Below are 12,705 nucleotides of genomic sequence, written 5' to 3' on the forward strand. Positions count from 1 at the left end.
AATCAAGGCAATCCTTGTCCGGACATCGGATTGGGTGCCTGACGATCCGGGTCGGGATGGCCCGATACGCAACATTGCCTTTCGGGGGTCAGATAATGAAATACGGGCCAGAAACGATTGGCGTCAGCCTGGCGGCATTCCTCGCCCTGCTTGGCGCTGCATTTTCGGGCGACGATCTGTTTGCCGCGCATATGTGGGTGGCGTTTTTCACGCTTGCCGCCGGTGCGATTCTGCTGCTTCGCCAGGTCAGTTTCGCGCCTGCCGGGGGAAAGACCGAAGACGAAAACGGCTATATGGACGGGCCCGTACGGTACGGCACAATCGCCACCGTATTCTGGGGCGTGGTCGGATTTCTCGTCGGGATCGTCGTAGCTCTGCAGCTGGCATATCCCGACCTCAATATCGAACCGTGGTTCAATTTCGGCCGTATGCGGCCGCTTCATACCTCGGCCGTGATCTTCGCCTTTGGCGGCAACGCCCTGATCGCCACCTCGTTCTACGTCGTCCAGCGTACATCGCGGGCGCGGCTCTGGGGCGGCAATCTCGCCTGGTTCGTGTTCTGGGGTTACCAGTTCTTCATCATCATGGCGGCGACCGGCTACCTGCTCGGCATCACGGACAGCCGTGAATATGCCGAACCCGAATGGTATGTCGATCTGTTCCTCACCGTCGTGTGGGTGGCATATCTGCTTGTGTTCCTCGGCACGATCCTGATCCGCAAGGAACCTCATATCTACGTCGCCAACTGGTTCTATCTCTCTTTCATCGTGACCATCGCGATGCTGCATGTGGTGAACAATCTGGCGGTACCGGTCGGCTTTCTGGACGCGAAGAGCTACTCGCTGTTCGCCGGGGTGCAGGATGCACTGACGCAATGGTGGTACGGCCATAACGCGGTGGGCTTTTTCCTGACCGCCGGTTTCCTGGGCATGATGTATTATTTCGTGCCCAAGCAGGCGGAACGGCCGGTCTATTCCTACCGGCTGTCGATCGTGCATTTCTGGTCGCTGATCTTCCTCTATATCTGGGCGGGTCCGCACCATCTGCACTACACGGCGCTTCCGGACTGGGCGCAGACGCTGGGCATGGTGTTTTCGATCATGCTGTGGATGCCTTCCTGGGGCGGCATGATCAACGGCCTGATGACGCTGTCGGGCGCCTGGGACAAGCTGCGCACCGATCCGATCATCCGCATGATGGTGATGGCGATCGCTTTCTACGGCATGTCGACCTTCGAAGGTCCGGTCATGTCGATCAAGGCGGTGAACTCGCTCAGCCACTACACCGACTGGACCATCGGCCATGTGCATTCCGGCGCGCTCGGCTGGGTCGGCATGATCTCTTTCGGCGCGATCTACTTCCTGGTGCCGAAGCTGTGGAACCGCGAGCGGCTCTATTCGCTGCGGCTGGTCACCTGGCACTTCTGGCTCGCGACACTCGGTATCGTCGTCTACGCGGCGGTGATGTGGGTGTCGGGAATCCAGCAGGGCCTGATGTGGCGCGAATATGACGATCAGGGTTTCCTTGTCTACTCCTTCGCGGAGTCGGTCGCAGCCATGCATCCCTACTATGTGATGCGGGTCTTGGGCGGCGTGCTTTACCTGATCGGAGCGCTGATCATGGCCTACAACATCACAATGACCATCCTCGGCTACAGCCGCGAGGAACAACCGATCGGCCAAGCGGCGCCCGCCGCGCAGCCCGCCGAATAGGAGCCTGACTCATGGGTATCATGGACAAACATGCGGCTATCGAGCGCAACGCCACGCTGCTCCTGGCGGGCTCACTCGTGGTCGTTTCCATCGGCGGCATCGTTGAGATCGCGCCACTCTTTTATCTGGAAAACACCATAGAGAAGGTGGAGGGGATGCGTCCCTATTCGCCGCTCGAACTGGCCGGCCGCAACATCTACATCCGCGAAGGTTGTTATGTGTGCCACAGCCAGATGATCCGGCCGTTCCGCGACGAGGTGGAGCGTTACGGACACTACAGCCTTGCGGCGGAGTCGATGTACGACCATCCGTTCCAGTGGGGGTCGAAACGGACGGGGCCGGATCTCGCCCGCGTCGGTGACCGTTACTCCAACGACTGGCATGTTCAGCATCTTATCGAGCCGCGCTCGGTGGTGCCGGAATCGATCATGCCCAGCTACGCCTTCCTGGCCAGTTCGCCTCTGGAGACCGACGACATTTCGGCACATCTGGTGGCGAACCAGCGTGTCGGTGTGCCGTACACCGAGGAGATGGTGGAAAACGCGAAGGCCGACCTGCTCGCACAGGCCGACCCGGACGCCGACTGGTCGGGTGTCGAGATGCGTTATCCGAAGGCCAAGTTCGGCGATTTCGACGGCGACCCGAATGCGCTCACCGAGATGGATGCGCTTGTCGCTTATCTGCAGATGCTCGGCACTCTGGTCGATTTCTCGACCTATGACGAAACCGCTGCTCAGCGCTGAGGAGGCGGACATGGACTATCACACCATGCGCGAATTCGCGGACAGCTGGATGCTCCTCGCAATGACCGTGTTTTTCATCGGCGTCGTGATTTTCGCATTCCGCCCGGGCAGCAAAAAGCACGCCGACAACGCGGCGCAGATTCCTCTCAAGGACGACTGACATGAGCGAAAAGCACATTGACGACATCACAGGTGTGGAAACCACCGGTCATGTCTGGGACGGCATTCGCGAACTCAACAACCCACTGCCCCGGTGGTGGTTGTGGACCTTCTACCTCACCGTCATCTGGTCGATCGGCTATACGATCGCCTATCCGGCGTGGCCGCTCATCTCATCTGCCACGACCGGCGTCCTGGGCTATTCAAGCCGCGCCGAACTCAGCAAGGAACTGAGTGCCGTGGAGGCAGGGCGGGCGGATATGGTCGCGGCGGTGGCAGAAATGTCGCCCGCAGAGATACTTGCGGATGAGGAATTGCGCCGCTTCGCCGCGGCGGCGGGCGAAGCAGCCTATAAGGTGAATTGCTCGCAATGCCATGGTTCCGGCGCACAAGGCGCCGCAGGCTACCCCAATCTCAATGACGACGATTGGCTCTGGGGCGGCGATATCGACGCAATCTACCAGACGATTGCGCATGGCGTGCGTTTCGACGGTGACGACGACACCCGGTTTTCGGAGATGCCGGCGTTCGGTGACATTCTGTCGGGCGAGGACGTCAATCGGGTGGCCGCTTATGTCTATTCACTGACCGGCGATCCTTCGGACGCTGCCGAAGCGGAAGCCGGCTCGGCCATCTATGCCGACAATTGCGCGGCCTGCCATGGCGACGGCGGCGAGGGCATGACCGAATTCGGCGCCCCCAATCTCGCCGATGCGATCTGGTTCTACGGTTCCGACGAGAAAGCGATCGCGGCGCAGATCAAAAATCCGGCACACGGCGTGATGCCTGCATGGCAGGGGCGTCTAGGCGATGTCACCGTCAAGCAACTCGCCGTCTACGTCCATTCGCTCGGCGGAGGTGAATAGTCTCGGGGGGGATTATTCGCGATGACACTACGCCGTAGCGCACAGGGCCCGGTGGCGCGCCGGGCCCTGTTCCATTGCAGATTGACATTGATCAATGTCTACCCATGCAGCCGCGCTATTGATATGTGAACGCAGTCCGGCCTCCCGCGGTCTGCTACGCGCCAGGACATATCGATGCTAGACCAGAACGAAGTCGAAAGACTTGAAGCCGAGGCGGTCAATGCCGCCGCGGTGCGGCAGCCGCTCTACGCGCCGCGCAAGAAGATCTTCCCCAAGCGTGCCAGCGGCAACTTCCGCCGCTTCAAGTGGGTCGTGATGGCGATCACGCTCGGCATCTACTACCTCACACCGTGGATACGCTGGGACCGCGGAGAGTTTGCTCCGGATCAGGCGGTTCTGGTCGATCTGGCCAACCGGCGCTTCTACTTCTTCTTCATCGAGATCTGGCCGCAGGAGTTCTTCTATGTCGCCGGTCTTCTGGTGATGGCCGGCCTCGGATTGTTTCTGGTTACCTCGACGGTCGGACGCGCCTGGTGCGGTTACACCTGTCCGCAGACGGTGTGGGTCGATCTTTTCCTCGTCGTCGAGCGCGCCATCGAGGGCGACCGCAATGCGCGGATCAAGCTGGACAATGCATCCTGGAGTGCTGGCAAGCTGGCCAAACGTGTCGTCAAGCACACGACGTGGCTGGCGATCGCCGTCGCGACGGGTGGCGCCTGGATTTTCTATTTCGCAGATGCCCCGACACTGCTTGTGGATTTCGTGACCGGGCACGCGGTGCCGGAGGCCTATATCACCGTCGCCGTTCTCACCGCGACGACATATGTTTTCGGCGGGCTGATGCGCGAGCAGGTGTGCACCTATATGTGCCCATGGCCGCGCATTCAGGCTGCCATGCTCGACGAGAATTCGCTGACAGTCACTTACAATGACTGGCGCGGAGAGCCACGCAGCCGGCACGCCAAAAAGGCGGCGGCCGAAGGCAAGATCATTGGCGATTGCGTGGACTGCAACGCCTGCGTTGCCGTTTGCCCCATGGGCATCGACATTCGCGACGGGCAGCAACTGGAGTGCATTACCTGTGCTTTGTGTATCGATGCGTGCGACAATGTCATGGACAAGATCGGCAAGGAGCGGGGGCTGATCTCCTACGCCACCCTGTCCGACTACAATGCCAACATGGCGATCGCGACGGACGGCGGCGCGGCGGCAATCTCACCCGACCGGGTGCGCAACGATGATGGCTCGCTGGTCGGAACGATCGCGCACTTTCATGTGCGCAAGATCTTCCGGCCGCGCACGTTTGTCTATTTCGGCGCGTGGGCAGCGGTTGGCCTGGTCATGCTTTATGCACTGCTCGTACGCGACCGCATCGACATCAATGTCCTGCATGACCGCAATCCGCAATTCGTTCTTCTGTCCGACGGTTCGATCCGCAACGGTTATACGGTCAAGCTGCTGAATATGGTTCCGCAACAGCGTATATTCACGCTCGAACTCGATGGCCTGCCCGGCGGCTACATGACCATCGCCGAAACGGGCGCGCCGGAATCGCGCGTCGCCACGGTGGGTGTGGAGCCCGACAGGCTGCGGACGCTGAAAGTGTTCGTGAGGCTGCCGGCAGAAGCCGCGGCACAGGGTAACCAGGATTTCAGCTTCGTGGTCAAGGACACCGGCAGCAGCGAGACCGACCGCTACGAAGCGACGTTTGTGACACCGGAGAACTAGACATGGCTTTCCAACGGCAAGGCAAGGGTGAGTTCACCGGCAAACACATGCTGATCATCATGGTGTCGTTTTTCGCCGTGGTGATCACCGCCAATGTCACGATGGCTGTTTTCGCCGGCAAAAGCTGGTCCGGGCTTGTGGTCAAGAACTCCTACGTCGCCAGCCAGCAATTCAACGAAAATGTCGCCGAAGCGGAGGCGCAGGCAGCATTGGGCTGGCAGCCCAGCCTTGCTCTTTCAGGCGGCCAGCTCCGTTACGAGATGACAGACGGCAACGGCAAGCGCATCGCTTTGAACGCCGTGACCGCCAACTTCAAGCGGCCGGTGTCCACATCCGAGGACACCAGCGTCACCTTCGAAAAGGCCGCCGACGGGTCGTTCACAGCGCCATCCGCGCTGAGAGATGGGTTGTGGATCGCGGAAATACACGCCGAGGCCGGGCTTGAGCGCCCCTATCGCGACACCCGGCGCATCGTGATCTCGGGCGGAGCCCTGAAATGAGCTGCTGCGCGCCCGGGGCCGAAGACGGCGCTGGCGCTGCGACAGGCACGGCGCTTTCGGCCGAGGAGATCAGGTTCGCCAGCCGGCCCCTCGGCGACGGTCTGTTACAAACCGACCTCGCGGTGCCGACAGTGCATTGCGGCGCGTGCATCAGCACCGTCGAGAAGGCGCTTGGCCGGCTGGACGGCGTCAAAAGCGCGCGTGTGAACCTTTCAGGCAAACGGGTTGCGATCATCTGGCGCGAGGGCAAGGTGCCGCCTTTCACCACCACGCTGGAGGCGGCGGGTTACCCGTCGCATCTCTACATGCCCGGCGCCGATGAGCGCGATACCGTGCTCGGCGAGCTGATCCGCGCCGTCGCGGTGGCGGGCTTTGCTGCCGGCAACATCATGCTCCTTTCGGTTTCGGTGTGGAGCGGCGCGGATGGCGCAACACGCGATCTGTTCCACTGGATTTCGGCGCTGATCGCCCTGCCTGCGCTCGCCTATGCGGGCCGCATTTTCTACATCTCGGCCTGGCACGCGCTGCGCCATGGCCGCATGAACATGGACGTCCCGATCGCCATCGGGGTATCGCTCGCCTATGGGCTGAGCTTCTACGAAACGCTCAATCACGGCGCGCACGCCTATTTCGATGCGGCGGTGATGCTTTTGTTCTTCCTGCTTATCGGCCGCACGCTTGATCATGTGATGCGCGAACGCGCGCGCTCGGCCGTGGCCGGTCTGGCAAAGCTGACGCCGTCGGGTGCGATGGTGCGCGACGATGACGGGTCGCGCCGATATCTGCCTCTGGCCGAGATCGAGCCCGGAATGTCAGTGCTGGTGGCGGCCGGCGAACGCGTGCCGGTCGACGGCAGAATCGCGGAAGGCGAAACTGAGTTCGATCGTGCGGTAGTGACCGGCGAAAGCGCGCCGCAGCGGGCGGCTGTGGGCGATGAGGTGCAGGCCGGTGTGCTCAATCTCGGACGTCCGGTCACCGTGCGGGCTTCCGCGGCTGCCAAAGATTCTTTCCTCGCCGAGATGGTGCGCATGATGGAAGCCGCCGAAGGCGGGCGCGCGCGCTACCGGCGCATCGCCGACCGTGCATCTTCCATGTATGCGCCGGTGGTGCATCTTGCGGCATTTCTGACCTTTCTGGGCTGGATGGCCGCAACGGGCGACTGGCACCGGGCGATCACCGTCGCGATCGCGGTTCTCATCATCACCTGTCCTTGCGCGCTCGGGCTTGCGGTACCGATCGTGCAGGTGGTTGCGGCGCGGCGCCTGTTCGAGCAGGGCATCATGGTGCGCGACGGGTCCGCGCTGGAACGACTTGCGGCTGCCGACCGTGCGGTCTTCGACAAGACAGGCACACTGACAACCGGAGACCCGGTGCTGAGCAATGCCGAGGACATTGCCGCCGCCGATCTTGGCATCGCTGCCGAACTCGCCTCATACAGCCGGCATCCATATTCGCGCGCCATCGAGGCCGCGGTTCAAGTTCACGGCCATCGGTTCCGTGACGTAGAAGAGGTGCCCGGGTCCGGCATCGAAGGATTTGACGGCGTTTCCAGGTGGCGACTCGGCCGCGCGGCCTGGGCACTCGATGGCGACGGCAGCGGTCAATCGGGCACGGTTCTGGCGCGCGATGGCAAGCTGGTGGCCGCATTCCGGTTTGCCGAACGGCTGCGGCCTGGAGCGGCGGAAGCTGTTGCCTGGCTCGGTCGCCACGGTGTCGATGTCGAGCTCCTGTCCGGAGACAGGGCCGGCGCTGTCGACGCGATTGCCGATCAACTGGCAATTTCAGCGCGCCGGGCGGAAATGCTTCCTGCCGACAAAACCGAACGTCTGGCCGAACTGGCGGGTGAGGGGCACCAAACGCTCATGGTCGGCGACGGGCTGAACGATGCGCCGGCATTGGCGGCCGCGCATGTTTCCATGGCACCGGCAACTGCAGCCGACGTCGGGCGAAGCGCGGCTGATTTCGTGTTTCTGCGCGGCAGCCTCGACGCGGTGCCTGCCGCGGTGAAGACTGCGCGGCGGGCAGGTACCCTCATTCGACAGAATTTCGCGCTGGCCATCGGCTATAATGTGATTGCGGTGCCGGTCGCGATTTTCGGCTATGTGACGCCGCTGATCGCTGCGGTTGCCATGTCGCTGTCCTCGATCATCGTGATTGCCAACGCCATGCGGCTCACGCTCAAACGCGAGGTGCCTCAAACGTCCAATGACCGCATTGAGCGGGTTGGCGCGGGAGTGGCGAAAGCGGCATGACGAACCTTGTCGTTCTGATCCCGATCGCATTGCTGCTCGGCGCGGTAGGGCTGGCAGCGTTTCTCTGGTCGCTTAAGAGCGGCCAGTATGACGATCTCGACGGCGCGGCGGAACGCATCCTGTCGGACGATGACGAGCCCGATCACAAATAGCGGCCAATGCTCTTGACCTTCCAGTGACTGGAAGGACTATCTGCCCTGTCATGCAGAATTTTCGGATATGACGATGGCCCACGAACACACACATGTACACGCGCCGCACGGCGCTCACGCGCAAGGCTCCGACGCGGTTATCCGCGACCCGGTCTGCGGGATGACGGTCGACCCAAATGCAGGCAAGCCCGCAGCCGAGCATGGCGGCCATGTCTATCACTTCTGCTCGGACGGCTGCCGGACGAAGTTTGTCAAAGCGCCGGAAGACTATCTCACCGAGACCGACCCGGTGTGCGGAATGTCGGTGGATCGCGCCACGGCAAAACACCTCGCACGCCACCACGGGCAGGGCTTCTACTTCTGCTCGTCCGGCTGCAGGACGAAGTTCGAGGCCGACCCGGACAAGTATCTCGGCGACAGGCCCGAGCCGGAACCCATGCCGGCCGGTACACAATACACCTGCCCGATGCATCCGGAGATCGTGACCGACCATCCTGATGCCTGCCCGCTGTGCGGCATGGCGCTCGAACCGATGGGCGTGCCGACCGGTGACGAGGGGCCGAATCCGGAGTTGGTCGATTTCACGTTCCGCTTCAAAGTGAGCGCCATACTGGCTCTGCCGCTGTTCGTGATCGCCATGGGCCCCATGGTGGGGCTGCCGATCCGCGACTGGATCGGAGAGAATACGGCCATCTGGCTGGAGCTGCTTCTCGCGACGCCGGTTGTGCTGTGGGCGGCGATACCGTTTTTCCACAGGGGTTGGCAGTCGATCGTCAACCGCAGCCCGAACATGTGGACGCTGATCGCCATTGGTGTGGGCGCCGCCTACGGCTATAGCGTTGTCGCAACCCTGTTCCCGGATGTGTTTCCGCACCAGTTCCGGCACGAGGGGACGGTTCCGGTCTATTTCGAGGCTGCGGCTGTAATCGTGGCGCTGGTATTTCTGGGTCAGGTCCTGGAGCTGCGGGCGCGGGAGCGCACCGGTTCGGCGATCCGGGCGCTACTGGATCTCGCGCCGAAGACGGCGCGGCGCATCGCGGAAGACGGTACGGAGGCGGATGTACCGCTGGATGAGGTGCGGACCGGCGACCGCCTGCGCGTGCGCCCCGGCGACAGCGTGCCGGTCGATGGTGTCGTGGTCGAAGGCCGGTCATCCATCGATGAGAGCATGATTACCGGCGAACCGGTGCCTGTCGAAAAGGTCGAGGGTGACGTTCTCACCGGCGGCACGCTGAACGGCAGGGGTTCGCTGGTCATGGAGGCCGAAAAAGTCGGTTCCGAAACCAAGCTCTCGCAGATTGTCGAAATGGTCGCCAAGGCACAACGCTCGCGCGCACCGATTCAGGGCATGGCCGACCGGGTGTCATTCTATTTCGTGCCGACCGTGGTGCTGGTCGCCATCGTTGCGTTCGGTGTCTGGGCGCTGTTCGGCCCTTCGCCGGCGATGATCTATGCCATCGTTTCCGCGGTTTCAGTGCTGATCATCGCGTGCCCGTGCGCGCTCGGCCTTGCTACGCCCATGTCGATCATGACAGCGACGGGACGCGGCGCTCAGGCCGGCGTTCTCATACGCGATGCCGAGGCACTCGAGCGCTTCGCCGCGGTCGATACACTGATTGTCGACAAGACCGGCACGTTGACCGAAGGCAAACCACGCCTGACGGACATCATCGCCGCAGGCGGTTTCGAGGAGGCGGACGTGCTGTCGCTGGCGGCATCGCTGGAGCGCGGCTCCGAGCATCCGCTCGCCGAGGCGATTGTCGAGGGGGCCGGGGACAAGGGCATCAAGCTGGCGTCCGCATCTGATTTCGAGGCAACGACGGGCAAGGGCGTTTCCGGCGAGGTGTCGGGCAAGCGGGTCGCGCTGGGCAACCGTGCGATGATGGATGATCTCGGTGTCGATGTGGCCGCGCTTGCGGAAAACGCCGACGCGCTGCGCGGCGAAGGCAAGACGGCCATGTTCGTGGCCGTCGCGGGCAGGCTCGCGGGTATCGTTGCCGTGTCCGATCCCATCAAGGAAACGGCGGCTGGCGCGATACGCGCGCTGCATCGCAGCGGACTCAAGATCATCATGGCGACGGGCGACAACGAACGTACCGCCAGGGCCGTTGCCGCCAGGCTCGGCATCGACGAAGTGCGCGCCGACATGCTGCCGCAGGACAAGCAGGCGCTGGTCGACGAGCTTCGGCGCAAGGGGGCCAAGGTCGCCATGGCGGGCGACGGCGTGAACGATGCGCCTGCACTTGCCGCCGCCGACGTCGGCATCGCCATGGGAACTGGCGCCGATGTCGCCATGGAAAGTGCTGGGATCACGCTGGTGAAAGGCGACCTTACCGGTATTGTGAGGGCGCGAAGGCTCGCCCGCACCACGATCCGCAACATCAAGCAGAACCTGTTTTTCGCATTCGTCTACAATGCTGTGGGCGTGCCGGTTGCGGCCGGGATACTCTACCCCGTACTCGGCGTGCTTTTGTCTCCGATGATCGCTGCCGCGGCCATGAGCCTTTCGTCGGTCTCGGTCATTTCAAATGCACTTAGACTGCGAACGGTGAAGCTCTAAGGAGGCAGGCGATGAACATTGGTACAGCCGGCGAGCGGGCGGGATTGCCACCCAAGACCATCCGTTACTACGAGGATATCGGGCTGCTCGTGCCGGAGAGGCAGGAGAACGGGTACCGTGACTATTCCGACGACGATGTGCACCGCCTGCGTTTCCTGCAACGTTCGCGCAGCCTCGGCTTTTCCGTCGACGAATGCAGGCAGCTGTTGTCGCTCTATGGCGACAAAGGCCGCGAAAGCGCGGAAGTGAAAGCGATCGCGGAGACGAAGCTGGCCGAAGTGCAGCGCAAGATCGAGGAACTGCAAAGCCTGCGCGAGGTGCTTTCGCACCTGGTCACGCACTGCCATGGCGATGGGCGGCCCGACTGTCCGATCCTGGACGAGCTGTCGGGCAAGGCCGGCGACTGATCTGTGCTAACGCTCGTCGGAAAGCGAGACGAGGACACCGCCCGATAGCGGCCGGTCCATGGTCGAATAAAAAGTGCCGATGATCGCAAACATGATCAGCGCGATTGTCGCGGCTGTCGAAAATGCGTCCTTCACCATGCTCATAACGCTTCCCCCCGGATAGCAGACAGGCTGGTCAACGCTGGCATGATAAGCAGGCAAAGATTGGGGTCGGGTAACGGGAAAGCTTGCATTTTGAATCAATAATGCCGGCGATGTACCGGAAAAGACTGCGCAAAAGGAGCCAGGCGGCTGTGCCGCAGGGCTACTTCCTGTCCTTGCCGAAAGTGTAGCCGGTCTCGATCGCCCTGTTGCCGAACTTGCCCCGCAGGCTGTCGATCGCGCCTTCTGCAAGAGCCCGCTTGCGAGCGCCAACATCCACAAGGTCCGGAGGATCGGCGCGGTCGATATCCATGAAGTCGCTGACACCGATGCCGATGAGGCGATAGGTCGTGCCGTCGGTTTCGCGGCGCAGCAGTTCCAGCCCGGTTTGGAAAATGCGGTCGGCGAGGCGGGTGGGGTCGGTCAGCTGGCGATTGCGCGTGCGGGTCTTGAAATCGCTCGACTTGAGCTTGAGCGTAACCGTGCGGCCGGCAAGCCCGGCCTTTTTGAGACGTTCCGAAACGCGCTCGGCGAGACGTCGCAGAACCGGCACCAGATCTTCCGCGGCAGCAAGGTCGGTATTGAATGTGGTTTCGGCCGAGACGCTTTTGGTGTCCTGATCCGGGTTCACCTTGCGGTCGTCGATGCCGCGCGAAAGGTGATACAGGCGGTCGCCCATCGACCCGTAGCGCCGCATGAGATCGCCGCGGTCCATCTGCTGCAGCTGGCCGATCTGGCGGACCCCGTCGCGCTCCAGCGTTGCCGCAAAGGACTTGCCGACGCCCCAGATCATCGTCACCGGCTGTTTGGCCAGGAAAGACACAGCCTCCTCCCGGCCAATGACCGAGAAGCCGCGCGGCTTCTCGAAGTCCGAGGCAATCTTTGCCAGGAACTTGCAATAGGACAGTCCGATCGAGGCGGTAATTCCGATCTCGCTTTCGATGCGGGCGGCGAAGCGCCCGAGCGCGATGGCAGGCGGTACGCCATGCAGTCGTTCCGTGCCCGCCAGGTCCATGAACGCTTCGTCGATAGATAGCGGTTCGACCTGCGGTGTCAGTGCGCGCATGAGTTCGCGCACCTCGCGCCCGACGCGGCTGTATTTTTCCATGTCGGGCGGGATGACAACGGCCTCCGGACACGCCTCCAAAGCCGTGAACATCGGCATCGCGGAACGCACGCCACGGATGCGGGCAATATAACAGGCGGTGGATACGACGCCGCGTTTGCCGCCGCCGATAATGACCGGCTTGTCGCGCAATTCGGGGTTGTCGCGCTTTTCGACCGCCGCATAAAACGCGTCGCAGTCGACATGCGCGATGTGCAGGCGATAGAGCTCCGCGTGGCGTACGATGCGCGGGCTTCCGCATGCGGTGCACCTGCGCGCCGATCCCCTCTGAAACGATGAGCAGTCACGGCAGAAACCATGCAAAGGGTCGTTGACAAGCATCGCTGGTTCTGTGAACATAACAAGAACAATTCGGCAGT

General features: G+C 62.4%; 12 protein-coding genes. 10 read left to right on the top strand and 2 right to left on the bottom strand.

The features are described from left to right. The first annotated feature begins 95 nt into the window (after positions 1-95). From ccoN to cueR, 10 genes are all read left to right on the top strand, one after another. Positions 96-1,712 carry a cytochrome-c oxidase, cbb3-type subunit I gene (ccoN, locus tag EP165_RS12560; RefSeq protein WP_127523066.1) on the top strand — a complete coding sequence of 539 codons (1,617 nt, stop codon included), beginning with the start codon at positions 96-98 and terminating at the stop codon, positions 1,710-1,712. 11 nt (positions 1,713-1,723) lie between these two features. After that, complete coding sequence (gene ccoO / locus EP165_RS12565) at positions 1,724-2,455, top strand: cytochrome-c oxidase, cbb3-type subunit II (RefSeq protein ID WP_127523068.1); 732 nt, start codon at positions 1,724-1,726, stop codon at positions 2,453-2,455. 10 nt (positions 2,456-2,465) lie between these two features. Then, positions 2,466-2,615, top strand: a complete 150-nt coding sequence (locus tag EP165_RS12570) for a cbb3-type cytochrome oxidase subunit 3 (protein WP_127523070.1) — start codon at positions 2,466-2,468, stop codon at positions 2,613-2,615. A gap of 1 nt (position 2,616) precedes the next feature. Then, a complete protein-coding gene (gene ccoP, locus EP165_RS12575) occupies positions 2,617-3,480 on the top strand; it encodes a cytochrome-c oxidase, cbb3-type subunit III (protein ID WP_127523072.1) in 864 nt (287 codons plus the stop codon). A gap of 174 nt (positions 3,481-3,654) precedes the next feature. Continuing rightward, positions 3,655-5,208 carry a cytochrome c oxidase accessory protein CcoG gene (ccoG, locus tag EP165_RS12580; RefSeq protein ID WP_127523074.1) on the top strand — a complete coding sequence of 518 codons (1,554 nt, stop codon included), beginning with the start codon at positions 3,655-3,657 and terminating at the stop codon, positions 5,206-5,208. 2 nt (positions 5,209-5,210) lie between these two features. Beyond that, positions 5,211-5,708: a FixH family protein gene (locus EP165_RS12585; protein ID WP_127523076.1), complete on the top strand. Its 498-nt coding sequence runs from the start codon at positions 5,211-5,213 to the stop codon at positions 5,706-5,708. Then, positions 5,705-7,960 carry a cation-translocating P-type ATPase gene (locus EP165_RS12590; RefSeq protein ID WP_127523078.1) on the top strand — a complete coding sequence of 752 codons (2,256 nt, stop codon included), beginning with the start codon at positions 5,705-5,707 and terminating at the stop codon, positions 7,958-7,960. Before EP165_RS12585 ends, EP165_RS12590 begins: the two co-directional genes overlap by 4 nt. Beyond that, a complete protein-coding gene (gene ccoS / locus EP165_RS12595) occupies positions 7,957-8,112 on the top strand; it encodes a cbb3-type cytochrome oxidase assembly protein CcoS (protein ID WP_127523080.1) in 156 nt (51 codons plus the stop codon). The genes EP165_RS12590 and ccoS overlap by 4 nt, the downstream gene beginning before the upstream one ends. 73 nt (positions 8,113-8,185) lie before the next feature. Further along, the gene (locus tag EP165_RS12600) at positions 8,186-10,672 is read left to right on the top strand and encodes a heavy metal translocating P-type ATPase (protein WP_245440125.1); all 2,487 of its coding nucleotides are present in this window, start codon (positions 8,186-8,188) and stop codon (positions 10,670-10,672) included. Between the two features lie 11 nt (positions 10,673-10,683). After that, entirely contained in the window at positions 10,684-11,079 is a 396-nt protein-coding gene (cueR, locus tag EP165_RS12605; protein ID WP_127523084.1) for a Cu(I)-responsive transcriptional regulator, read from the top strand. A 6-nt stretch (positions 11,080-11,085) separates the two neighbouring features. Here cueR and EP165_RS20400 read toward each other — a convergent pair whose 3' ends face one another. Continuing rightward, positions 11,086-11,223, bottom strand: coding sequence for a hypothetical protein (locus tag EP165_RS20400; RefSeq protein WP_164743030.1), 138 nt, complete (start codon positions 11,221-11,223; stop codon positions 11,086-11,088). 160 nt (positions 11,224-11,383) lie between these two features. Then, complete coding sequence (locus EP165_RS12610; protein ID WP_164743031.1) at positions 11,384-12,667, bottom strand: DNA polymerase IV; 1,284 nt, start codon at positions 12,665-12,667, stop codon at positions 11,384-11,386. Positions 12,668-12,705: the final 38 nt, after the last annotated feature.

Source organism: Mesorhizobium sp. Z1-4 (assembly GCF_004000235.1).
Lineage (GTDB): Bacteria > Pseudomonadota > Alphaproteobacteria > Rhizobiales > Rhizobiaceae > RCIO01.